The sequence below is a fragment of the Curtobacterium sp. MCLR17_051 genome (assembly GCF_003234395.1).
Lineage (GTDB): Bacteria > Actinomycetota > Actinomycetes > Actinomycetales > Microbacteriaceae > Curtobacterium > Curtobacterium flaccumfaciens.
This window is the reverse complement of the sequence record NZ_QKTA01000013.1, coordinates 85729-108703: the sequence shown is the minus strand read 5'-3', so window position 1 is coordinate 108703 and position 22975 is coordinate 85729. Positions and strand designations below refer to the sequence as shown.

20 protein-coding genes are annotated in these 22975 nt (G+C 71.8%); 2 read left to right on the top strand and 18 right to left on the bottom strand.

The genetic code is table 11. The features are described 5' to 3' along the window. Positions 1-43 precede the first annotated feature (43 nt). The 17 genes from DEJ06_RS12065 to DEJ06_RS18305 all read right to left on the bottom strand — a co-directional run bounded on the left by DEJ06_RS12065 (position 44) and on the right by DEJ06_RS18305 (position 20119). Positions 44-1039 (bottom strand): 1-phosphofructokinase family hexose kinase, encoded by a 996-nt coding sequence (locus DEJ06_RS12065; protein ID WP_111033917.1) that lies wholly within the window; start codon positions 1037-1039, stop codon positions 44-46. After that, positions 1036-1824 carry a DeoR/GlpR family DNA-binding transcription regulator gene (locus tag DEJ06_RS12060; protein ID WP_111039436.1) on the bottom strand — a complete coding sequence of 263 codons (789 nt, stop codon included), beginning with the start codon at positions 1822-1824 and terminating at the stop codon, positions 1036-1038. Before DEJ06_RS12060 ends, DEJ06_RS12065 begins: the two co-directional genes overlap by 4 nt. 112 nt (positions 1825-1936) lie before the next feature. Then, a complete protein-coding gene (locus tag DEJ06_RS12055; RefSeq protein WP_241660478.1) occupies positions 1937-2824 on the bottom strand; it encodes a carbohydrate ABC transporter permease in 888 nt (295 codons plus the stop codon). Beyond that, entirely contained in the window at positions 2821-3858 is a 1038-nt protein-coding gene (locus DEJ06_RS12050; RefSeq protein WP_111039435.1) for a carbohydrate ABC transporter permease, read from the bottom strand. Before DEJ06_RS12050 ends, DEJ06_RS12055 begins: the two co-directional genes overlap by 4 nt. A 3-nt stretch (positions 3859-3861) precedes the next feature. Continuing rightward, positions 3862-5187, bottom strand: coding sequence for a sugar ABC transporter substrate-binding protein (locus DEJ06_RS12045; protein ID WP_220036493.1), 1326 nt, complete (start codon positions 5185-5187; stop codon positions 3862-3864). 287 nt (positions 5188-5474) lie between these two features. Next, positions 5475-6662, bottom strand: coding sequence for an ABC transporter permease (locus DEJ06_RS12040; protein WP_181436768.1), 1188 nt, complete (start codon positions 6660-6662; stop codon positions 5475-5477). Next, the gene (locus DEJ06_RS12035) at positions 6659-7375 is read right to left on the bottom strand and encodes an ABC transporter ATP-binding protein (protein ID WP_258372598.1); all 717 of its coding nucleotides are present in this window, start codon (positions 7373-7375) and stop codon (positions 6659-6661) included. Before DEJ06_RS12035 ends, DEJ06_RS12040 begins: the two co-directional genes overlap by 4 nt. Before the next feature lie 8 nt (positions 7376-7383). After that, positions 7384-8520 (bottom strand): peptidoglycan-binding protein, encoded by a 1137-nt coding sequence (locus DEJ06_RS12030; protein WP_111039433.1) that lies wholly within the window; start codon positions 8518-8520, stop codon positions 7384-7386. Further along, a complete protein-coding gene (locus DEJ06_RS12025) occupies positions 8517-9047 on the bottom strand; it encodes a hypothetical protein (protein ID WP_111039432.1) in 531 nt (176 codons plus the stop codon). Before DEJ06_RS12025 ends, DEJ06_RS12030 begins: the two co-directional genes overlap by 4 nt. Then, entirely contained in the window at positions 9044-10252 is a 1209-nt protein-coding gene (locus tag DEJ06_RS12020; RefSeq protein WP_111039431.1) for a HAMP domain-containing sensor histidine kinase, read from the bottom strand. Before DEJ06_RS12020 ends, DEJ06_RS12025 begins: the two co-directional genes overlap by 4 nt. Continuing rightward, positions 10249-10902, bottom strand: coding sequence for a response regulator transcription factor (locus DEJ06_RS12015; RefSeq protein ID WP_111029730.1), 654 nt, complete (start codon positions 10900-10902; stop codon positions 10249-10251). The genes DEJ06_RS12020 and DEJ06_RS12015 overlap by 4 nt, the downstream gene beginning before the upstream one ends. Positions 10903-10947: 45 nt before the next feature. Then, positions 10948-11502: a DUF2231 domain-containing protein gene (locus DEJ06_RS12010; RefSeq protein ID WP_071404319.1), complete on the bottom strand. Its 555-nt coding sequence runs from the start codon at positions 11500-11502 to the stop codon at positions 10948-10950. A 74-nt stretch (positions 11503-11576) separates the two neighbouring features. Beyond that, positions 11577-13745 (bottom strand): ATP-dependent Clp protease ATP-binding subunit, encoded by a 2169-nt coding sequence (locus DEJ06_RS12005; RefSeq protein ID WP_111039430.1) that lies wholly within the window; start codon positions 13743-13745, stop codon positions 11577-11579. A gap of 53 nt (positions 13746-13798) precedes the next feature. Further along, entirely contained in the window at positions 13799-15217 is a 1419-nt protein-coding gene (locus DEJ06_RS12000; RefSeq protein ID WP_111029728.1) for an MFS transporter, read from the bottom strand. A gap of 104 nt (positions 15218-15321) precedes the next feature. After that, positions 15322-15606 (bottom strand): twin-arginine translocase TatA/TatE family subunit, encoded by a 285-nt coding sequence (gene tatA / locus DEJ06_RS11995; RefSeq protein ID WP_111039443.1) that lies wholly within the window; start codon positions 15604-15606, stop codon positions 15322-15324. 151 nt (positions 15607-15757) lie between these two features. Further along, complete coding sequence (locus tag DEJ06_RS11990; protein WP_111039429.1) at positions 15758-17290, bottom strand: sugar transferase; 1533 nt, start codon at positions 17288-17290, stop codon at positions 15758-15760. 111 nt (positions 17291-17401) lie between these two features. After that, positions 17402-20119 (bottom strand): glycoside hydrolase family 2 protein, encoded by a 2718-nt coding sequence (locus tag DEJ06_RS18305; RefSeq protein ID WP_181436767.1) that lies wholly within the window; start codon positions 20117-20119, stop codon positions 17402-17404. Positions 20120-20357: 238 nt separating this feature from the next. Between DEJ06_RS18305 and DEJ06_RS11970 the strand changes: the two genes are divergently transcribed. After that, positions 20358-20777: a hypothetical protein gene (locus tag DEJ06_RS11970; protein WP_027464885.1), complete on the top strand. Its 420-nt coding sequence runs from the start codon at positions 20358-20360 to the stop codon at positions 20775-20777. A 73-nt stretch (positions 20778-20850) separates the two neighbouring features. After that, complete coding sequence (locus DEJ06_RS11965; protein ID WP_111033081.1) at positions 20851-21681, top strand: aldo/keto reductase; 831 nt, start codon at positions 20851-20853, stop codon at positions 21679-21681. 72 nt (positions 21682-21753) lie between these two features. Here the strand turns inward: DEJ06_RS11965 and DEJ06_RS11960 are convergent, their stop codons facing one another. After that, positions 21754-22899, bottom strand: coding sequence for a class I SAM-dependent methyltransferase (locus tag DEJ06_RS11960; RefSeq protein ID WP_258372428.1), 1146 nt, complete (start codon positions 22897-22899; stop codon positions 21754-21756). Between the last annotated feature and the right edge of the window lie 76 nt (positions 22900-22975).

Here is a 22975-nt window from a genome sequence, read left to right as displayed (position 1 = left end):
GGTGCGGTTGTTCGGGGGGGGGTGGGGCGGGGTGGGGAGGGGATCAGGCGGGTTCGGGGGCCGGGTGCGTGTCGAGCACCCGGACGGAGACCGCCGTCGGGTCGGTGTGGTCGAGTGCCGGCACGTCGCTGCCGGGCAGTGCCGCAGCGGCGGCACCGGTGGCGACGGCCTGTGCGAGACGCTGCTCGGGTGCGGCTCCGGCGACCTCGGCGAGCAGGTAGCCGGCGAGGGAGGAGTCCCCCGCGCCGACGGTCGACCGGGCGACGATCTTCGGTGCAGCTGCGGCGAACGCGCCCTCGTCGGAGACCAGCACGGCGCCGGCGCTGCCCAGGGTGAGCAGGACCGTGCCGACGTTCTTCCGCCGCAGCCGCTGGGCTCCGGCCACCGCGGCGTCGAGGTCGCGCTCGTACTCCTCGGGGTCGCCGCCGACGACCTCGGCGAGTTCCTCGGCGTTCGGCTTCACCAGGTCGATCCGTTCACCCGACTGCAGCAGCGCGGTGAACGGCACCCCGGACGAGTCGACGGCGATCCGGACGTCCGCACCGTGGCGGGCACGGACGGCACGGACGAGCACGGCGAGTGCGTCGTCGGGCAGACCGGGCGGCAGCGACCCGGCGACCACGACCCAGCGTGCGGCGGGGCCGGTGGCGGTCGCAGCGGCGGTGTCGGCGACCAGCGCAGCGAGGTCGTCGAGGCGGCCGGCGAGCGAGGGGCCGGGTTCGTTGAGCTTCGTCGTGGTGCCGGTCGGCTCGGTCACGGTGACGTTCGAGCGGAGGGGCGCCCCGATCGGCAGCGCGGCGGTCGGGATGCCGCGGGTGGCCAGGCCGAGCAGGACCGGGTCGAGCTCGTCGCCGGGCAGGACGGCGACGGTGTCCCCGCCGCTCGCGACGACCACGCGGGAGACGTTGACGCCCTTGCCGCCGGGTTCCGCGGTGGACCGGGTCGCACGCTGGACGGCGCCACGCTGCAGTTCACCGGCGAGCTCGATCGTGCGGTCGAGGGACGGGTTCGGGGTGACCGTGACGATGCGGGCGTTCACGCGACGACCACCTCGACGTCGGCGTCGGCGAGCGCACCGGCGAGGTCGGCCGGGGGCTGCTCATCGGTGACGAGCGTGTCGATCTCGTCCAGGCGCGCGAACCGCATCAGGGCCTCCACGCCGTGCTTGGCGGCGTCGGCGAGCACCACGGCCCGTCGGGCGGCGAGCACGTAGGCGCCCTTCACGGCGGCCTCGTACTCGTCCGGGGTGCTCAGACCGAAGCCGGCGGACAGGCCGTTCGTGCCGATGAACGCCATGTCGGGCCGGAGCGCGCCGATCTGCTCGACGGTGGCCGTGCCGACGGCGGCGCTCGTGACGCCACGGACGCGGCCGCCGAGCAGGTGCAGTTCGAGGTGCTCGCTGTGCTGCAGGGTCGCGGCGATCGGCACCGAGTTCGTGATGACGGTGATGGTCGAGCCGGCGACCTCGGGCTCCCAGCGGGCGAGTTCGGAGGCGACGGCGGCGCAGGTGGTGCCGGCATCGAGGGCGATCGAGCCGGTGAAGGTCGGCGGCACCAGGCGCATCGCGGCGCGGGCGATGGCGGACTTCGCGGTGCCGTGCTGGCCCTCGCGCTCGGCGACGCTGAGTTCGACGACGCTCGAGCGGCCGACGGGGACCGCTCCCCCGTGCACCCGGCGCAGGACCCCGGCGGACTCGAGGGCGTCGAGGTCACGGCGAACGGTCTCGGTGGTGACGTCGAAGTGCTCGGCCAGACCGGCGACCGACACGCGACCGGCGGACTGCAGCTCGGCGGCGATGGCGGTGTGCCGCTCGGTTGCGTACATGCCCGAACTCCTTCGTTCCGTTGGGTTTCGAGCACTGTACGTCTGAAACCCACAAGAACGCAACCGTTCCGACATGCAACCAACACGTCCACAGGCGCCGGCCGTCCGAGCGCTACCCCTTCACGGCACCCGCCGTCATCCCGCTGACCAGCCGGCGCTGCACGATGAGGAAGAACACCACGACGGGGATCGAGAACAGCACGCTCGCCGCCATCAGCCCACCGAAGTCGGTGCCCTTGTTCGTCGAGAACCCGGCGAGCCAGACCGGCAGCGTGTACATCCCCTGGTCCTTGAGCATCACGTACGCGATCAGGTAGTCGTTCCACGCCGCGATGAACGCGAACACGCTCGTGGCGATGACCCCGGGCATGACGAGTGGGAACAGCACGCTCCACAGGATCCGGAAGGTGCCGGCGCCGTCCACCTTCGCTGCCTCTTCGATCTCGACGGGGACGGCCACGAAGAAGCCGCGCATCACCCAGATCGAGAACGGCAGCACGCTCGCCACGTACGCCAGGATCAGCCCGACGTAGCTGTTCAGCAGCCCGAGGGTCTGGAACGACAGGAACAGCGGGATGAGCAGTGCGCCCGACGGGATCATCTGCACGAACAGGATCGCGACCAGGATCGCCCGCCGTCCGCGGAACCGGAACCGCGACAGTGCCGCCGACGCCAGGAACCCGACGACGATCGACAGCAGCACGGCCGCCACCACGACGATGGTGGAGTTGCGCAGGTAGACCAGGAAGCCCTCCTGCGTGAGCGCCCGCGTGAAGTTGTCGAGCGTCGGGTGCAGCGGCGCCCAGATCGGGGTCATCGTGGTGACCTCGTCGGCGGGCTTGAAGGCCGTGTTCACCATCCAGTAGATCGGGAACACCCAGACCAGGCAGAACACCACGGCGATGGTGTTCGCGACGATGCGCGGCTTGCGTTTGCGCACCCGCACGGGGCCCGGCGCGGATGCGCTGCCCGCACGCGGCGCCGTTCTCGAGACGGTCACAGGTCCTCCTCACCGCTGCGGACGAGCCGGCGGATGTAGTAGCTGGTGAGCACCCCGAGGATCAGGGTCGAGATCACGGCGATCGCCGCGCCCTGCCCGTAGGCGTTGGACACGAACGACTGCACGAAGGTCCAGATGCCGAGGGTCAGCGTGGCCTCCTCCGGTCCGCCGCGGGTGAGCAGCCAGATCTGGTTGAAGACGTTGAAGTCCCAGATCACCGACAGGATCGACACGAGCAGCAGCGTCGGCGCGAGTGCCGGCAGCGTGATCGCGCGGTACATCGTCCACACCGATGCCCCGTCGAGCGCACCGGCCTCGTAGTACTCCGGCGCGATCTGGGACTGCGCGGCGTACAGCGTCAGCGCCACGAACGGCACGGCCTGCCAGATGACGAGCGTCAGCACGATCGTGTACGCCTGCCCCGGATGCGAGGCCCAGTTGTCCTGCGTGTGGTCGCCGAACACCCGCAGCTGCGTGATGAGCCAGTTGAGCACGCCGTAGAACGGCTGGAAGAGCCACTGCCAGACCAGGCTCGAGGCCACGTTCGGCATCGCCCAGGCCAGCACGAGCACGACGCTGACGATCGTGCGCATCGCGACCCCGAGACGGGTGAGCAGCTGCGCCACCCCCATGCCGATGACGATCGTGCCGAGGACCATCGCGCCCGTCACGAGCACGGTGCGCAGGATGACCGGCCAGAACGACGCATCCGCCAGGACGTCCGTGTAGTTCGTCAGCCCGGTGAACCCGGCCTGCCCGGTGAAGATCGCCCGCAGCCCGTAGTCCTGGAACGAGATGACGACGAGCCGGACGAGCGGGTAGACGACGAGGGCCAGGAGCAGCAGTGCCGCCGGGGCCAGCAGGACGAGCGGCGCCCGCGACCCGACCGGCGACCGACGACCCGTGCCCCGCCCGCCTCGACGGGAACCCCGCGACGGACCCTGAACCGGCCCGCCAGCCTGCCCGTCGGCCTGCCCGCCGGTGACCGGCGCGGACTGCTCCGCGTCGGTCACCGGTTCCGCAGTGGACGTCATCGCCTACGGCTGCGCGTTCAGCGCGGTCGTGAGGTGCTTCGAGAAGCCCTCGGCGGCCTGCTCCGGCGACTTCCGGCCGGTGGCGACGTCGGCGAACATCGACTGGAACGAGGCGTCACCCTCGATGGTGGCCCAGCCCGGGGTGGCCGGGGTCGGTCGGCTCGTGCCGGCCGCCTCGAAGTACGGCTTGTGCAGCTCGTCGACGTCGCCGGCGACCGCGTCGAGCAGCTCGGTGGAGTTCGGCTCCCAGCCGTCGACCCCGAACACCTGGTCCTGCTGGAACTCCTTCGAGGTCAGGATCTTCAGGTAGTAGAGCGCGAGCTCCTGGTTCTTCGCCTTGGCCGGGATCCCCAGGTCGGAGCCGCCGAGGAACACCGGCTGCGTCTTCCCCGCCGTGGACGACGGCATCGGGAACGTGCCGATGCGGTCGGCGAGCTCCGGCTTCGCCGTGGTGATCGAGCCGATCTCCCAGGCGGACCCGAGGAACGCCGAGGTGTTGCCCTGCGCGAAGACGTCGCTCTGCGATGGCTTGTCGGTGTTGATGTCCTGCGTGGACTTCGCCGAGTACGCGTTCTGGAAGTCCTTCCAGGCGGTCAGCCCCTTCACCGCGTCCGCGGAGTCGAGCGTGCCGGTCCACTTGCCGCCCTTGTCCGTGGCGATCTCGCCGCCGGCGTCCCAGACCCACTGCAGCCCGCCGTACCAGTACTGCCCGGGCATGTAGAAGGCGGAGAAGTCACTGGCCGGGTTGGCGGCCTTGACCTTGTCGAGGTCGGCCGTGAGCTCGTCGTAGGTGGTCGGCACGTCGGTCACGCCGGCGTCCTTCCAGACCTTCTTGTCGTAGACCACGGCCCGGTTGCCGGCGAACAGCGGTGCCCCGTAGAGCTTGCCGTCGACGGTGGCGGGGCCCTCGAGCCCGGTGAGCCAGGTCTGGCCGTCCTTGAGCTCGTCGCGGTACGGCGTCAGGTCGGTCAACCCGCCGGCTGCCGCGTAGACCGGCACCTGCGTGTTGCCGAGGTCGACGACGTCGGGGGCGTCGCTCTGCGCGAGCGCCGTGGTGAGCTTGGTGGTGATCCCGTCCCACTGCTGGGTCTGGATCTTCACCTTCGCCCCGGTGTCGGCGGTGAACTGCTTGCCGGCGGCGTCGAGCACCTTGTCGCTCAGGTCGCCGTTCATCATCCAGACGGTGATGGTCTTGCCCTTGCCATCGGGTGTGCCGATGGACTTCGTGCCGCCGTCGGAAGCGGCGTTGCTCCCGGCGGAGCACCCGGTGAGGGCGAGCGCGCCTGCGAGGGCGAGCGCACCGAGTGCGGCGAAACGCGTTCGTGTCACGATGACTCCCTTGGTCCGACCTTTATGAAAGGACGTTGCGTATTCGCAATAGAAGACCCTGCACGGCCCCTTGTCAACCGTTGGATCGGTCCCTGTGACCGCTTTCGATCCGCGTGTTTCCGGGGCATCACGGATGTCGAACAGATCGACGCAGATGCTTGACCAGGTGGTCATGACCAGGCATGATCTGCGACTCGCGTCCGGTGCGGGGAAGCGACCGCCTGGAGGCCCGGTGCCGGTCCGCCGGACCGGCACCGGGCCTCCAGTGCGCGCGTCCACCGCACGCGTCAGACGGCCGCCAGGGCGGACGTCGGCGGGATCCGCGCCGCGCGTGCCGCCGGGTAGAGCCCGGAGACCCCGCCGATCACGACCGTGGCACCGAGTCCCCCGACGACGGCCCACACCGGCAGTGCGACCGGCCAGCCCTGCGTGACGGCGAAGACGACCGTCACCGCGACGCCGAGCACGACGCCGGCCAAGCCGCCCAGGAACGACAGCAGCAACGACTCGACCAGGAACTGGTCGCGGATGCTCCGACGACGGGCCCCCAGCGCACGACGGACGCCGACCTCGGCGCGGCGTTCCAGGACGGTGATCACCATCGTGTTCGCCACCCCGATGCCCCCGACGAGCAGGGCCACCCCGCCGATGCCGACCAGCAGCCCGGTGAAGGAGTCGTCCGTGGCGTCCTTCGCGGCCAACGCGTCCGACGGCCGTGTCACGCCGACGTCCTGCGGTGCCCCGGGTCGGACCGCACCGGCGAGCAGGTCCCGCGACCGTTCGACGTGCGCCGGGTCGACGCGCGTGTAGACCGCGGTCGGGGCCCCGTCGAAGCCCAGCTGCCCGGCGAACCCGCGCGGCACGAACACCCGCGAGTCGAGGTCCTCGGCGAGCGCGACGGGGTCGAGCACCCCGACCACCTGCACCCACCGCCCGCTGATCCAGACCCGGCTGTCCGGATGCAGGTCCTCCATGCCGAGGACCACGGCCGCCCGTGCCCCCAGCACGACCTGCGGCGGCGCCCCGGCGGCGTCGTCGATCCACCGCCCGGCTGCGAGCTGCCCGCCGAGGACCCGTGGCACGTCGCCCCACGCGGCGAGCACCCCGAGGCCCTTCGTCTCGGGCGCCGGGACGCGGTCGTTCCGGTACACGCCGGTGTCCGGCACGGTGCCGACGGCGGCGGCCGACTCGACGTCGTCCTGCCGCAGCACCGACTCGAGTGCGGTGGACGGCAACGGGACCGGTTCGCCGAGGCCCTGCGCCTGGGTGAGGGTGAGCACGTTCGTGCCGAGCGTGTCGAGCACCTGGTCGACCTTCGCCTTGCTCGACGACGAGATCCCGACGACCGCGAGCATCGCCGCGATGCCGATCGCGATGCCCAGCGCCGACAGCACGACACGTCCGGGCCGGGTCCGCAGCCCGAAGACGCCGAGGCGGAGCAGGTCGACCGCGCCCACGGACCGACGCCGGCTCATCGGGTGACCTCGGGCTCGATCATGCCGTCGCGCATCCGGACCTGTCGTGGCAGCGACGCCGCCAGGTCGAGGTCGTGCGTGATGACCACGACCGTCGTGCCCGCCGCGTTGAGCTCGCGCAGGAGCGCGACCACCGCGGCACCGGACGCTGTGTCGAGCGCACCCGTCGGTTCGTCGGCGAGCAGGATCGTCGGGTCGCCGACGACGGCCCGCGCGATGGCGACGCGTTGGCGCTCCCCGCCGGAGAGCTGGTGCGGTCGGTGGTCCACCCGGTGCGCCAGGCCCACTCGTCCCAAGGCCTCGACCGCCAGTCGGTGCCGCTCGCGCCGGGGCACGCCCTGGTAGAGCAGGCCGTCGGCGACGTTCTCGGTGGCGGTCGCGCCGGCCTGCAGGTGGAAGTGCTGGAAGACGAACCCGATGTGGTCGGCACGGAGTCCGGACAGGGCGTCGTCGGACATCGTCGCGACGTCGTTGCCGGCGATCGTCACCGTGCCGGACGTGGGACGGTCGAGGGTCCCGACGACGTTGAGCATCGTCGACTTGCCCGACCCCGACGGGCCGACGACCGCGACGAGTTCACCCGCGGTGACCTCGAGCGACACCCCGCGCAGGGCCCCGACGTCGCCGTAGGTCTTCGTGACGTCCCGGAGTGACAGGACGGAGTCCGGCGGCAGCACGGCGGCAGTGGGCCGCACGGCGGCGGATCGCAGCACGGCGGCGTTCATCCGGGCACCACCACGCGGTCGCCGGCGGCCAGGTCACCCGTGACCGCGATCCGTCCGTCCGCGCTGAAGCCGGGCTCGACCCGGACCCGCTCCGTCGTGCCGTCCCGCTGCACGACGTCGACGGCGTACCGACCACCGGCGCCCGCGACGAGTGCGGCGACCGGCACGGACAGGACGTCGTGCTCGGTGGTGCCCTTCGCATCGACCTGCGCGGAGGCTGCCGCGGGCAACGTGCGCTTCCCGGGGTCGAACGACACCGAGACGTCGACGGCCGTGCCGCCGTCCTCGCTCGTCGTCGGCTGCACGTCGACGACGGAACCGGGCATCGCCGCCCCGGCGCCGTTCACCCGGACCTCGACGTCGGTGCCGACCGCGAGCCGCTCGGCGTCGCGCTGGGGAACGGTCGCCGCGACGACGCGCCGGGTGCTCGTGACCTGCAGGACATCGCCCGCCGCACCCGCGCCGGCCGCCGCACCCGCGCCACCACCAGCGCCACCGGCACCCGCTCCCGCTCCGGCTCCGCCGGCGATCCGCTCCCCGAGCCGACCGTCGACCGAGGCGACCCGGACCGCGCCGTCCACGAAGGCGATGTCGTCCGCCGTCAGCACCCCCGTCACCTCGTGTCCGCGGTCCTGCTGCCACTGCCGGACGGCTCGCTCGGTCCGTGGACCGAACCGGTCGTCCACGGACACGTCGTACCCGAGCGCGGCCAGGTTCTCGTTGAGCTGCCGCACGTCGGCGCCCTGCAGCCCACGCTGAAGGTCCCGCCAGAGCGGCACGGTGCCGTACATCGACCGGACGTCCCGCTCGTCGACGGCGTACAGGGCCCCGTCGCGTTCGATGACGTCGCCGGCGCGGGGCAGCCAGGTGATCGTGCCGGCGGCGGCACCGGGGACCCCCGTCGCCGCGCCGTACCCGAGCGTCCCGGCGAACACCTTCGAGTCGGTCAGGTCGCCGCGGGTGACCGTGGCGGTGGCTCCGGTCGACGCGGTCCCGCCGCGCGACCCGCTGCTGGCCGAGGCTCCCGGACCGCTCGGCACCGTGGCGAGGGCCCACGTCCCGGCCCCCGCGGCCACCGCCGCGACGAGGCACACCGACACGATCACCCGGCGACGGACGCGACGGTGGGTCACGACCCGGCTCCGCCCTGGACGGCCTCGAAGGCCGCGTCGGTGCAGGTGTGGGCGGCCTCGTCGAACGCCTCTTGGTCGTCGGGCTGGAACCGGTTCTGCGCCTCCTGGTCGTCCGGGAAGTCCGGGAACCCCTGCTCCCGCAGGCACTCCGCCGTCTTCCTCGCGATCTCCTCGCTGCCCGGCATCGGCTGCGCGGCCTGCGCGTCGCCGGCCGCTGCGGAGTCGTCGAGGCAGCCCTTGAGGTCCTCCTGGTACTGCTCGGGATCGACGCCGTCGGGTGCGCTGAGCTGCATCGAGCCACCGCCGGTGCCGGGGTCGGGCATGTCGTAGCCGCGGTCGCGCATGCACTCGGCGAGGGCGACGCCGGGTGCCGCACCGCCGGACGCCGCGGTCCCGCCGGCGTCCGGTGACGCGTCCGGTGACGCGTCCGAGCAGCCGACCAGGAACAGGGGCAGCAGGACGACGGCAGCGGCCGCGCTCATCAGGGACCGGGTGCGCCGGGTGGTCGTCTTCGTGGTGTGGTTCATGCCTCCAGCACACCGGAACGGCTGTTTCGCCCCGCGTGCACGTCGGGTTGCACCGACGAAACACGGACCCGGACGAGCAGCCCGCCGATCGGCCGTGCGGTGATCGACAGCTGCCACCCGTGCGCGTGCACGATCGCGGCCACGATCGACAGCCCGAGACCGCTGTGCTGGCCGCGTGCGTCGTCCGTCCCGCCGCGGCGGAACGGTTCGACGAGCAGCTCCGCCTCGTCCGCCGCGACCACCGGCCCACCGTTCTCGACGACGAACCCGTCCGGCTCCGTGGTCACCAGGACGGTGCCGCCGGGTTCGTTGTACTCGACGGCGTTGCCGACCAGGTTGCCGAGCAGCTGCCGCAGCAGCGTCGGCTCCCCCGGGACGACCAGGCCGGGAGGCCCGGTGCGGCGCTCGTGGGTCAGCGTCACCCCCGCCTCGGCCGCGTCCCGGGCCGCTCCCGCGACGACCTCGGCGGTCACCTCGTCGAGGTCGACGGCGCGCGTCGCGCCCGCCAGGCCACGATCGGCCTCGGCGAGCACGAGCAACGACTCGACCAACCGCTCGGTGCGGCGGTTCTGCTCCAGCAGCTCCGCCCGGACCGCTCGGACCTCCGCGGGGTCGGCGTCGTCGTGCAGGCCGATCTGCACCGCCGCGCGCTGCACCGCCAGGGGCGTCCGGAGTTCGTGGGACGCCTGGGCGACGAACCGGCGCTGGCTCTCGAACGCGGTCTCCAGGCGGGCCAGCAGGTCGTCGACGGTGCGCGAGAGCCGCCGGAGCTCGTCGTCGGGACCGTCCAGCGCGATGCGCTCGTGCAGGTTCGACGCCGAGATGCGGTTCGTGGTCGCGGTGATCCGGTCGATGGGCCGGAGGACCCGGCGGCTGACGAGCCAGCCGATGCCCCCGGCCGCGACCCCGGCACCCGCGATCCCGATCGCGGACCACTGCCACTGCTGCACGGCCACGAGCCGGATCACCGCCACCGCACCGTCGTCGTCGGTTCCGTCGACCTCGATCGGCGCCGGAGCGGTCGTGGCACCCGGCGATCCGGACGGCGGGCGCTGCACGGCCGCGGTGTCGAGGCCGGCACCGACACCGGCCAACGACATGGTGTTCGTGAACAGGACGACCCCGGTCGCGAGCGCCATGGCCGCGAGCGCGAACGTCAGGGCCGTCCGGGTCCGGATGCTCCAGCCCCGGGCCCACCGGCTCACAGCGCGTAGCCCTGGCCGGGCACCGTCCGGATCGGGTCCGGGTCCCCGAGCTTCCGGCGGAGCTTCGACATCGTCACGCGGACCGCGGCGGTGAACGGGTCGGTGTTCACGTCCCAGACCTTCTCGAGCAGGTGCTCGGCGGAGACGATCCGACCGTCCGCGCGGAGGAGGGTCTCGAGCACCCCGAGTTCCTTCGAGGTCAGGTCGAGCGGCCGTCCGTCGCGCGTGGCCATCCGCCGGTTCGTGTCGACGACGAACCCCGCACGCTCGAGCACCGGGGCGACGGGTGCGACGCTCCGCCGACCGAGTGCGCGGACCCGGGCGACGAGTTCCGGGTACTCGAACGGCTTGGTCAGGTAGTCGTCGGCACCGAGCTCGAGCCCGTGCACACGGTCGCTCAACGTCGTCGCGGCGGTGAGCAGGAGGATCCGTGTGAGCGCGCCGCGCGCGGTGAGCCGCCGTGCGACCTCGTCGCCGTGCAGCCCGGGGACGTCACGGTCGAGCACGACGACGTCGTAGTCGTGCACCGCCAGCAGCTCGTCGGCGTCGTCGCCGCGGTAGGCGACGTCCACCGCCATGTCCTGCCGGGTCAGGCCCGTCGCGACCAGGTCGGCGAGGGCCCGTTCGTCGTCCACCACGAGTACGCGCATCGATACATCACACGTGACGTACCTTTGCCGGACCTGGGAACCGGATCAGGCGTCGAACGGCACCTCACCGTGGTCACTGACGCCGGCACGCTGCCGGTAGGACAGGTGTCCGCCGAGGTACCCGCCGACACTGACGACGGCGAGACCCGCGAAGCCGAGCAGCTTGCCGGCGCCGTGGTTGCCGCGCTTCCGCTGCAGCCACGACAGGCCGTACAGCGACAGGCCGGTCCAGTTCACGGCCTGGTGCACCCATCCGGTGCGGAGCTGCTCGCGATTCAGTTCGGACCAGTCGACGTAGCCGGCGACCGAGGCGCTGCTCGCCGAGACGACCCCGACGCCGACCAGGGTCTTGGCCGCCTTCGCGTTGCCCTTCCCGCCGACCAGGTCGAGCACCGCGGCGGAGATCCAGGCACCGAGGGGTACCTGCACCATGAGCGGGTGGATCGGGTGGCCGAACGGCACACCGTGCAACAGCTGGCGCAGCGCCTTCGGCTTGGCGAGGGCGTTCACGACGGCACGGTCGATGTCGACGGCCTTGTCGAGCACACTCGCGTGCTCGACGGCGTCGGTGAGGCGACGGATCGCGCGGATCTCAGGCATGCCGTGGACGGTAGACGAACGGCCCGTCACCGGTCCCAGGAACCGGTGACGGGCCTCCTGTCCGTCGTGGTGGGCTACTCCTCGACGATCTCGGCCAGCTCGAAGGGCTCGACGGTCAGGCCGTCGCCGTCCGCGGCGACGTCCACCCGGACGGTGTCGCCGTCACGGACGTCACCCGACAGGATGGCGCGTGCCAACCGGTCGTCGATCTGCCGCTGCATCAGGCGACGCAGGGGCCGCGCGCCGTACAGCGGGTCGTACCCGCGCTCCGCGAGCCAGCCGCGCGCCTCCGGGGTGACGGCGAGCTCGAGTCGGCGGTCGGTCAGACGGCGGGCCAGCCGGTCGACGTAGAGCGACACGATCTGCCCGAGGTCGTCGGCCGTCAGGGCCTGGAACACCACGATGTCGTCGAGGCGGTTGATGAACTCCGGTCGGAACGCCTGCTGCACGAGCTCACGGACCGCCTCTTCCCGCTGCGCGTCGCTCAGGGACAGGTCGGTCATGAACTGCGATCCCAGGTTCGACGTGAGCACGAGGATCGTGTTCCGGAAGTCGACCGTGCGCCCCTGGCCGTCGGTCAGTCGCCCGTCGTCGAGTACCTGCAGCAGCACGTCGAACACCTCGGGGTGGGCCTTCTCGATCTCGTCGAGCAGGATCACCGAGTACGGACGGCGGCGGACCGCCTCGGTGAGCTGTCCACCGGCCTCGTACCCGACGTACCCGGGCGGGGCACCGATCAGGCGGGCCACGGAGTGCTTCTCGCCGTACTCGCTCATGTCGATGCGGACGAGGGCCTTCTCGTCGTCGAACAGGAACTCGGCGAGCGCCTTGGCCAGCTCGGTCTTGCCGACGCCGGTCGGGCCGAGGAACAGGAACGAACCCGTCGGGCGGTCCGGGTCGGAGATGCCGGCGCGGGTGCGACGGACGGCCTCGGACACGGTGGTCACGGCGGTGCGCTGCCCGATGATGCGGCGGCCGAGCTCGCTCTCGAGGTGCAGGAGCTTCTCGGTCTCACCCTGCAGCAGCCGGCCGAGCGGGATGCCCGTCCACTGCGCGATGACGGCGGCGATGTCCTCGTCGGTGACGCTGTCGTTCACCATCCGGTCGGCGCTCTCGGCCTGTTCGGCGGCGGCGAGCTCGGCCTCGATGCGGGGCTTCTCGCCGTACTCCAGTCGGGAGACGAGTTCGTAGTCGGCCTCGCGCTGGGCTCGCTGCGACCGCATGTTCAGGTCGTCGAGCTGCTGCTTGAGCTCCCCGATGCGGTTCAGGCTGGCACGCTCGGCCTGCCAGCGCTGCTCGAGCTCGGCCAGCCGTTCCTCGCGCGTGTGCAGCTCGTTGCGCAGGGTCTCGAGGCGGGCCTTGGAGGCGTCGTCCTTCTCCTGCTTGAGCGCGAACTCCTCGACACGCAGACGGTCGACGTTCCGCTTCAGCTCGTCGATCTCGACGGGGCTGGAGTCGATCTCCATGCGGAGTCGGCTCGCGGCCTCGTCGATCAGGTCGATGGCCTTGTCGGGCAGCTGCCGGCCGGAGATGTACCGGTTCGACAGGCTCGCGGCCGCGACCAGCGCGGAGTCGTTGATCGTCACCTTGTGGTGCGCCTCGTAGCGTTCCTTGAGTCCGCGGAGGATCGCCACGGCGTCCTCGACGCTCGGCTCACCGACGTAGACCTGCTGGAAGCGACGCTCGAGCGCGGCGTCCTTCTCGATGTACTCGCGGTACTCGTCGAGGGTCGTCGCGCCGATGAGCCGGAGCTCCCCGCGGGCGAGCATCGGCTTGAGCATGTTCGACGCCGCGACGGAGCCCTCGCCGCCACCGGCACCCATCAGGGTGTGCAGCTCGTCGATGAACGTGATGACCTGCCCGTCGGAGTCGTTGATCTCCTTGAGCACGGCCTTGAGCCGCTCCTCGAACTCGCCGCGGTACTTGGCGCCGGCGATGAGGGCGGAGATGTCGAGCGAGATGAGCCGCTTGTCCTTGAGGGAGTCGGCGACGTCCCCGGCGACGATGCGCTGCGCGAGCCCCTCGACGACGGCGGTCTTGCCGACGCCGGGCTCGCCGATGAGCACCGGGTTGTTCTTGGTTCGGCGCGTGAGCACCTGGGAGACGCGCCGGATCTCGGAGTCGCGGCCGATCACGGGGTCGAGCTTGCCGCTGCGGGCGATCGCCGTGAGGTCGATGCCGTACTGCTCGAGGGCGGTCTTCTGTCGTTCTTGCGAGTCAGGAGCGCCCTGGAGGTTCGCCATGCGTTCCGTCCTTTCGTTGCGGTGGTCCTGGAGTTGAGTCTACTCCACTCAACTTACGTGCGCTCCGGGACATTCCGGATCCCGACGGCGCAGACGACGGCACCGGCCGCCAGCAGGAGCGCCATCACCACCATGGCCCGGTGCAGCCCGTCGACGCTCACCTCACCGCCGAGCACCACGCCGGCCAGTGCCACCGTCACGAGTCCGGCGATCCGCGCGACCGCGTTGTTCACGGCCGAACCGGACCCGGCCTCGGACTGCGGCACCGACCCGAGCACCGCACTGGTCAGGGGCGTGACCATCAGGGCGATGCCCACGCCGATCAGCACCAGTCCGGGGAACACCGACCACCAGTACCCGGTCGGGTCGTCGCCGGCGAGCAGCAGCAGGAGCGCCCCGACCGCGCCGACCGCCGGACCCGCGGCCATGAACCACCGCGGGCCGTACCGACCGGCGAAGGACCCGACGGCGGTGGACAGCGCGAGCAGCATGATCGTCGGCGGCAGCGTCGCGAGGCCGGCGAGCCAGGCCGGGAACCGCCAGACCTCCTGCAGGAACAGGGTGACGACGAAGAACACCATGCCGAGCGCCCCGTAGATGGACAGCGTCGCGAGGTTGCCGACCGTGAAGTTCCGCGCCCGGAACAGCTCGAGCGGCACGAGCGGCGACCCCGTCGTCCGGGTCACCCGCAGTTCCCACGGCACGAACGCCACCAGTGCGGCGGCGCCGAGCACGAGCGCGCCGACCACCACGGGCGCACCCCACCCCAACCGCTCCTGCTCGATGAGGCCGAGCACGACACCGCCGACACCCACCACGGCGAGCACGGCCCCGACGACGTCGATGCGCGGGCGGACGGCGGGGTGCACGTCGCCGGTGATGCGCAGGACCAGCGGGATCGTCACGGCGATCGGCACCGCGGTGAGCACGAAGACCCACCGCCACCCGATGCCGTCCACCACGAGCCCGCCGACCACGGGACCGAGGATCGTGGCTGCACTCGACCACGCCGTCCACGTGCCGATGGCCTTCGCCTGCGCCGCCCCGCGGAACGCGGCGACGATGAGGGCGAGCGCGCTCGGCATGACGAGCGCCCCGCCGACGCCCTGCAGCGCCCGGGCGACGATGAGCACCTCGCCGGTCGGGGCGATCGCGCACACCACGGACGCGATGCCGAAGACCACGAGCCCCCACGTGATGATCCGGACGCGGCCGAACAGGTCGGACAGGCTGCCGGCGACCAGGATGAGCGAGCCGAGGGTGACCAGGTACGCGTCGACGACCCACTGCTGCACGACGAGTCCGCCGCCGAGCTCCTGCCGGATCGCGGGGAGTGCGACGTTCACGACGCTCGAGTCGAGCCCGACGACGAACGACGCCAGGATCGCCACCACCAGCACGATCCGCCGGTCGTCCCGGAGCGGCGCGACGCCGTGCGGCACGGGGGCCGGAACGGGAACGGGAGCGGTCATGTGCTCATCCTGCGGCACCGGGTACCCCGGGGTCGATCCCGCACGACGAAGCCCCCGCGACCGATGTGGTCGCGGGGGCTGCCGACAGGACGGGGCTGGGTGTCCTAGCGCCGGGAGTCGGTGTTCGGCTGCGCGGTCGGCCCGGGGTTCAGGACCGGACCGGCGGCGGGCTCGGCGGGGACGTTCTGGACGGTGCTGTTCTGCACGGTGCCGTCCGCAGCCGTGCCGTTGGCCTGGGCCTTCTTCTCGTCATCGGACATCTCCTTCTTGAAGATGTTGATCGACTGGCCGAGGCCCTTGGCGAGCGCCGGGAGCTTGGTCGCGCCGAACAGCAGGATGACGATCCCGAGGATGATCAGCAGGTGAAGGCCGGTCAGGTTACCAATCATCATGACTCCTTGATCTGGAACTGGTCGCCGTCCGCTGATCGTCGTCGATCACCGCGGCGGAAGTCCGTGTCCCCCCATCGTAACTCTCCCGTCCCTGGATGCCCAGGCCGGTCCTCGGAACGGACACCGTTCGTCCAGGGAAGCGCAGGACTCAGTACGCGCCCCGGGACCGCAGCACCGACGGGACGGTGCGGGCGAGGATCACGAGGTCGTGCAGGAACGACCAGTTCTCGACGTAGTGCAGGTCGAGCCGCACCCCTTCGGCCCAGTCGAGGTCCGACCGGCCGCTGACCTGCCACAGACCGGTGATGCCCGGGGTCACGAGGAGCCGGCGGTCGGCGAAGTCCTCGTACAGCGCGACCTCGCGCGGCAGGGCCGGTCGGGGGCCGACCAGGCTCATCGAACCGGTGAGGACGTTCCACAGCTGCGGCAGTTCGTCGAGCGAGGTCCGTCGCAGGAACGCACCGACCCGGGTCACCCGCGGGTCGTCCTGCATCTTGAACAGCGGGCCGGCGCCCTGGTTCTCGGACTGCAGGGCAGCCATGCGCGCCTCGGCGTCGACGCACATCGTCCGGAACTTCAGGATCGGGAACTCCGCGCCACCGCGACCGACGCGGACCTGCCGGAAGAAGACCGGACCGCCGTCGCCGGCGCGGACCGCCAGCGCGACCGCGGCCAGGACCGGGGAGAGCAACGTCAGGCCGAGCACGGCGCCGACGACGTCGAGTGCCCGCTTGCCCATCCGGCGACGGTAGTCGGGGGTCTCGACGTGCATGAGCGGCAGCCCGTCGACGGGGCGCTCGTGCACCCGCCCGGCGGCGATGTCGGCCAGGGGAGAGGACACCACGAGCTCGACGCCGTGCTCCTCGAGCTGCCACCCGAGGCGACGGAGGCGCGCGTGCCCACCACGGACAGCACCCGCGACGACGACGGCCGAGACGCCCTCGGCCCGCGCGTGCGCGAGCACGTCATCGATGCCGCCGACGACCGGAGCCGTTGCCGCCCCCAGGTCGACCTGGGCCCCCGCCGGAGCGCAGTCCGTGACGACGGCACGCACGCGGTAGCCGGCACTCGGCGCAGCGGCGATGCGCGCGCCCACGTACCGGACGTCCTCGGCGTCACCGACGATCAGGACGTCCTGCAGGTGCTCACCCCGGGCGCGGCTCCGGGCCAGAACCGTCCGGACGCCCTTGCGACCGAGCGCCAGGAACGCGAGCCCCAGCGGGAACGCGATCGCGACGTACCCGCGGGCCAGGTCGAGCTGCGCTGCGTACGCCACGACCGCGACACCCGCGATGGCGACGAGGCTCGCGGTGACGAGTCGGCGGTACTCGTCGCCGCCGATGCCGGCGATCCGCGGGTCGCGGGTGCGGAACACCGAGAGGAGCAGCATCCAGACCACGACGATGGCGGGGGCCACGACGAACTCGAACCAGCCCGACCGCGGCCGGACGGATGCGAGCTCCCAGGGGAACCGCACGACGTGGGCGATGACGAACGCGGTGAGCAGCAGCACGAGGTCGAGCAGCGCCAGTGCGGGGACGAACCCTCGGCGCGCCCCCGCCGGAGCGACCGTCCGGTGCGACGCGGTGGCCGGAGCAGCTCTGGAAGGGAACGCCACGGGCACGGTCGGGGGCAGCACGGTCGGCACCGCCCCGGTGGGTGGACGCATCGCGAGCGACATCTGGGGCCTCCTGTCGACCGGTCGACGAGGTGGTCGACCGGACGCCGGAGTCGCTCAGGTCACGACATCGAGCGGCGCACCCTTGAATATATCACCGTGTCGTTCTGCATATCAACGGACGAGCGCGCGGTCCAGGCTCCACAGCACGGGCGCCTCGCGGAGCGCCGGGATGTCGGCCTCGGTCATACCGCCGAGCCGGAACACCACCCGCTCGCCGGGCAGCAGCGTCATGAACCCGCGGTCGACCGTGCCGTCGGCCGCGACCCGGTCCGGCTGCACCAGCAGGTCGCGGACGAGCGAGTCGGCCTCGACGGTCAGGTCCAGGCCACCGTCGACCACCGCGAACGAGGTCCGGTAGCGCGCGGGCTCCCACCGCATCGCGGCGTCGGGACCAGGGGTCCAGACCGCGCGGCGCCAGTCCATGTCCGCGATGATGAGCTCGTTGGCCGGGTCGTCGACGATACCGACCGACTCGGGCAGGGCGACGACCGCGACGCCGGCCGACGACAGCCGGACCGGCAGCGACGCCTCGGCCAGGATCGTGCCGGCCGTGGTGATCCGGCGCACCCGCACCACGCTGTCGTGCCCGGTGCGGGTCGACCGGACGGCCACCTCGACGGGCGAGGACCCGAACGCACCGGGCGAGACGCCCAGCGAGAGCGTGTCCGCGAGCTCGCCCAGGTCAGCCGTCTCGCCGACCGCAGGGGACGCACCCGGGTGATCCGGGCCTCCCGTCCGCTCCGCACCCGACGCACCCGACGCACCCGACGCGGCGACCGCGCCCGACGCGCCAGCGGTACCGGCCGCACCCGGCGTCACAGTCACCGACGACACCGGACGGATCGTCAGCAGCACGTCGTCGTACAGGCGGCGCAGCTCGTGCGCCAGCGGCTTCAGCCGCCCCGCCGAGTCGATCGCCGACCACGACGACACCGGCCACAGGTCGTTCAGCTGCCACACCACGACGCCCGTGTTGCGCGGCCAGTGCGTGCGCCAGTGCTCGATGCCGGTCGCGATCGCCCGCGCCTGCTGCAGCTGCGTCAGGTAGTGCCACGCGTCGAACGCGGCCGGGTCGACCGCGCCGAAGCGCGGCTCCAGCCCGCGGGCCAGCTTGGCCATCCCGTCCGCCGCCTTCTGGTGGTGGACCACACCGGGCGAGTCGACCCGCAGCGGCGCGTCCGTGACCGCCTCGCGCAGCGTGCGCCAGGCGGGCGGCGCCTGCCAGCCGAACTCCGACACGAAGCGCGGCACCGACTCGCGGTAGGCGGTGTCGGGCAGCCGGTTCCAGACGTCCCACGAATGGTGCGTCTCGTGGTCGACCTCGTTCGCGGGCAGCGACTCGGAGCCGGACCACGGCGACGCGACCGTGTAGAAGCGCGACGGGTCGACGGCGTCGACGATCGTCGGCAGCAGGTCGAGGTAGTAGTCGAGTCCCCAGCCCCGATCGCCCAGCTCCGCACCCCAGCCGTCGGCGTCGTGCAGCCAGATGTTCTCGTTGTTGCCGTTCCAGACCACCAGCGAGGGGTGGCGGGCGAGGCGGGCGACGTTGTCGCGCGCCTCGGCGATGACCTCGCTGCGGATGGGCTCGACCTCGGGGTACGCCGAGCACGCGAACGGGAAGTCCTGCCAGACCAGCAGACCGAGTTCGTCGCAGACCTCGTAGAAGTCGCGCGATTCGTACACTCCGCCGCCCCAGACGCGCACGAGGTTCGTGCCGAGCGAGGCCGCGGCACCCAGCCGGGACTCGAGTCGGGCACGGTCGACGCGCGAGACGATGACGTCGTCGGGGATCCAGTTGACGCCCCGGACGTCGATGAGCGTGCCGTTGACGTGCACGGCGAAGGGGCGGCCGATGCCGTCGACCTGGGTCTCGATGCGGGTGGACCGGAACCCGGTCCGGAACGTGTCGCGGTCGAGCACCTCGCCGTCGACGGTCTGCAGCTCGACCACGACGTCGTACTGCGGCTGCGCGCCGTAGCCGCGCGGCCACCAGCGCCGCGCCTCGGGCACGCGCACGGTGACGACGGTCTCGTCGTCCTTCGGGGTCAGCTGCGCGCGGGACCGCTGGCGCGTGGTGCCGCCGTCCTCGGTCTCGCCGCTCACGGTGACGACGAGCACGAGGTCGTCGTCCTCGCCGTCCTGGTCCAGGTCGTTCATGCCGGAGCGCTCGACGGTGATGTGCGCGTCGAGCACGCCCTCGCCGGCCTCGACGTCGACGAGCGGGCGGACCTCGCGCAGGCGCGCGGTCGACCAGCGCTCGATCGCGACCGGCCGCCAGGGGCCGCTCGTGACCGCCGTCAGCCCCCAGTCCCAGCCGAAGTTCGACGCCATCTTGCGGACGTACGGGAACGGCTCGTCGTACGGACCGGGCATGCTGCCGGCCTTCGCGGCGACCCGGCCGGCCTCGCGGTAGGGCGACTCGAACAGGATCTCGAGGTCCTTCGTGGTGCCGCCCGACCCCGTCTGCACGCGGGCGTCGAACCGGTACCGGCGGTGCATGTTGCGGGTCGTGCCCACGACGACGCCGTCCAGGCTGAGCTCCGCGACCGTGTCCAGGCCGTCGCAGACCAGGTCGACGCGCTCGTGGCCCCGCGGGTCGACGTCGACCGTGCGGCGGTAGGCCCAGTCGGCGCGGCCGACCCACTTCGCGGCCTGCTCGTTCAGGTGGAACGTCGGGTCCGGCAGCAGGCCCTCCCGCTCCAGGTCGGTGTGGACCTGACCCGGCACCGTCGCCGGGATGGTGCGGCCCGCCACGCCGTCCGGCGCACCGGTTCCTCCGGCCATCGTCACGGTCCAGTCGTCGCGGAGTTCCTCGCGTTCGAGGGTCATGCGGGTCCTTCTCTTCGGCGGCAGGGTGTCCGTCAGCCTCGGTCGGGGACGCCGACCGGCGGTCCGACCCGCGGCCGGTTCCCACGGCCTGGAGGCTCGGCACCGGTTGCCCGGGCGTCGTCACGTCGCGCGCACGAACGGGTTGCGCTCGCGCGAGGGGTGCTCGGCGATGCTAGTACGGGATGCTTTCGGCAACCTAGGTGGTGACAGGGGCGGGTCGCGCGGGCAAGGTGGGAACGTGATCACCGTCGAACTCGCCAGGTCCCTCCGTGACGCCGGCCTCCGCTGGCACCCCGAGACCGGGGACCGGTTCGTGATCGACAAGCCCGGCATCGACGACGACGTCTACACGGTGTCCGAGATGACCGTCGAGCGGCACGACTCCCCCACCGGCACGATCCTCGGCTTCAACGGCACCACCGAGTGGGCGCTCGACTCGGTCACCGCCACCGAGTCGCTCTGGCTCCCCCGTGAGGACCAGCTGCGCGAACTGCTCGGGCCGTCGTTCATCGGACTGACCCGCGTGCAGGTCGGCGGTCGCGTGGTCTTCACCGTGACGGCGACGATCGGCGGGGCCGACCGCAGCTTCGCGTCCGAGGTGCCGGCGATCGCGTACGGCCAGGCCCTCCAGGCGTACATCACGGCCGCGCTCGCCTGAACGGCACGCCCGGGGTCGCCGTTCCTGGGTGTTGGCGGAATGGGCGCTGAAGGGCGTTTGGTTGCATGACACCATGACCGTTCCGAACATCACCCTGAACGACGGCAAGACCATCCCGCAGCTCGGCTTCGGTGTCTTCCAGATCGACCCCTCCGAGACGAAGGCCGCCACACTGGCCGCGCTCGAGGTCGGCTACCGCCACATCGACACCGCCGAGATGTACGGCAACGAGAAGGAGGTCGGCGAGGCGATCGCCGAGTCCGGCATCGACCGTTCCGAGATCTTCGTCACCTCCAAGCTCAACAACGGATTCCACGCCCCCGAGGCGGCGCTGGAGAACGGCAAGAAGTCGGCCGACCTGCTCGGCGGCTACACCGACCTGTTCCTCATCCACTGGCCGCTGCCCACCGTCTCGGACTTCGTCCCGACGTGGAAGGCCCTCGAGGAGCTGTACCACGCCGGCACCGCCCGCTCGATCGGTGTCTCGAACTTCCAGGCGCACCACCTGCACCGTCTGCGCGCCGAGACCGACGTCCCGCCGTCGGTCAACCAGATCGAGGTGCACCCGTACCTCGCGCAGGACGAGCTCCGCGCCGTGAACCGCGAGCTCGGCATCGCGACCGAGGCCTGGTCCCCGATCGCGCAGGGCCTCGTCCTCGACGACGAGACCATCACCCGCGTCGCCGCGTCGGTCGGCAAGTCCCCGGCCCAGGTCGTCCTCCGCTGGCACATCCAGCGCGGCGACATCGTGTTCCCGAAGTCGGTCACGCGTGCCCGCGTCGAGGAGAACTTCGCGATCTTCGACTTCGAGCTCTCGGACGAGGACATGACGGACATCACCGCCCTCGACAAGGGTCACCGCACGGGCCCCGACCCCGACACGTTCGACTACGTGCCGGCCTGATCGGTCCCCCACCGCACCACGTGGCGAGAGCCGTCCGGGTCAGCCCGGGCGGCTCTCGCCGTCCGTGGCCGGTCAGCGGTTGGTCGCGACCGAGGCCGTCACCGTGAACTTCGGGGTCCGGACGACCTCACGGGTCGGACCGACCAGGCGCGAGAGCACCGGCCGGTAGCGCAGGTGTGTGTTCCAGACGCACCACAGTTCACCGCCGGCCTGGAGGATCGTGGCCGCGTTCCGGAACATCGCCTCGGCCGTGTCCGTGGTCACCGTGGTGTCCGCGTGGAACGGCGGGTTGCAGAGCACGAGCTGTGCGGACCCCTCCGCGAGCTCGTCGCCCGCGTCGGTGCGCAGCGCCGTCACCCGGTCGGCCACACCGTTGGCCTCCGCCGTGGCGCGCGTCGACTCGACCGCGATCCGGGACACGTCGGTGGCGATCACCCGCACCGACGGTCGCCGACGAGCAACCGCAGCCGCGATCACGCCGTTGCCGCTCCCCAGGTCCACGATCGTGCGCGCGGTCGGGACCGCCTGGTCCATCGCGTCGAGCAGCACCCGCGTGCCCTGGTCGAGCGACGTCCCGGCGAACACACCGCCGTGGGCGACCAGGGTCATGCCGAGGTCATCGACGTGCACCGACCGGGGCCAGGGGTTCGTCGTGGCGGCGCGGTTCGCCTGTGCGCGGAGCGGGTCCTGCGCGATGAGCAGTCGCGACTTGCCACGACCTCGTGATGCCGTGACCTCGCCGAACGAGCGCCGGAGCACGTCGTTCTGCGTCACGTGCATGTACTTCACGTTGCCACCGCAGAGCAGCACCACGTCCGGCGCCGCGAACCTCGCGACCGCGCGGGCGATCTCGTCGAGCCGATCGTGCGACTTCGACAGCCGCAGCACCACGAGCCGCACGTCGCGGAACGCGTCCTCGAGCGAGTCGGGGTGGTGGAAGCCGCGCAGCCCGAACGTGCCGGCGTTGGCCTCGAGCGCTCGCTCCCCCACCAGGGAGTCCTGCACGACGCGGATGTCGCTCGCCCCGTACTGCGTGATGAGGCCGAGCGTCAGCACCCCGTACCGGTCGTCGACGACCGCGACCTCGCCGGGCTGCCGGAGTGCGTCGCCGTGCACGTGCGGTGCTTCGTCGAGCAGGAAGCGGTCGGTGCCGTCGATCGCGATGAGGTCGGGCGCGTCGTCGTCGCGTCGGCGGAAGAGGTCGGCGAAGTCTGGCACCGCGTCAGCGTACCCGGCGGCGGCCCACACCGGAGCGAGTGGTGATCGCACTCGCGATATCAACAGGCTGCGTATT

Excerpts from the sequence above, each read along its gene's own strand:
- DEJ06_RS12050 (WP_111039435.1), bottom strand. The coding sequence starts at position 3,858 with ATGACGTCCACTGCGGAACCGGTGACCGACGCGGAGCAGTCCGCGCCG.
- DEJ06_RS12010 (WP_071404319.1), bottom strand. The coding sequence starts at position 11,502 with ATGCCTGAGATCCGCGCGATCCGTCGCCTCACCGACGCCGTCGAGCAC.
- DEJ06_RS12040 (WP_181436768.1), bottom strand. The coding sequence starts at position 6,662 with ATGAGCCGGCGTCGGTCCGTGGGCGCGGTCGACCTGCTCCGCCTCGGC.
- DEJ06_RS12015 (WP_111029730.1), bottom strand. The coding sequence starts at position 10,902 with ATGCGCGTACTCGTGGTGGACGACGAACGGGCCCTCGCCGACCTGGTC.
- DEJ06_RS12025 (WP_111039432.1), bottom strand. The coding sequence starts at position 9,047 with ATGAACCACACCACGAAGACGACCACCCGGCGCACCCGGTCCCTGATG.
- tatA (WP_111039443.1), bottom strand. The coding sequence starts at position 15,606 with ATGATTGGTAACCTGACCGGCCTTCACCTGCTGATCATCCTCGGGATC.
- DEJ06_RS12005 (WP_111039430.1), bottom strand. The coding sequence starts at position 13,745 with ATGGCGAACCTCCAGGGCGCTCCTGACTCGCAAGAACGACAGAAGACC.
- DEJ06_RS18305 (WP_181436767.1), bottom strand. The coding sequence starts at position 20,119 with ATGACCCTCGAACGCGAGGAACTCCGCGACGACTGGACCGTGACGATG.
- DEJ06_RS11965 (WP_111033081.1), top strand. The coding sequence starts at position 20,851 with ATGACCGTTCCGAACATCACCCTGAACGACGGCAAGACCATCCCGCAG.
- DEJ06_RS12060 (WP_111039436.1), bottom strand. The coding sequence starts at position 1,824 with ATGTACGCAACCGAGCGGCACACCGCCATCGCCGCCGAGCTGCAGTCC.
- DEJ06_RS12000 (WP_111029728.1), bottom strand. The coding sequence starts at position 15,217 with ATGACCGCTCCCGTTCCCGTTCCGGCCCCCGTGCCGCACGGCGTCGCG.
- DEJ06_RS11990 (WP_111039429.1), bottom strand. The coding sequence starts at position 17,290 with ATGTCGCTCGCGATGCGTCCACCCACCGGGGCGGTGCCGACCGTGCTG.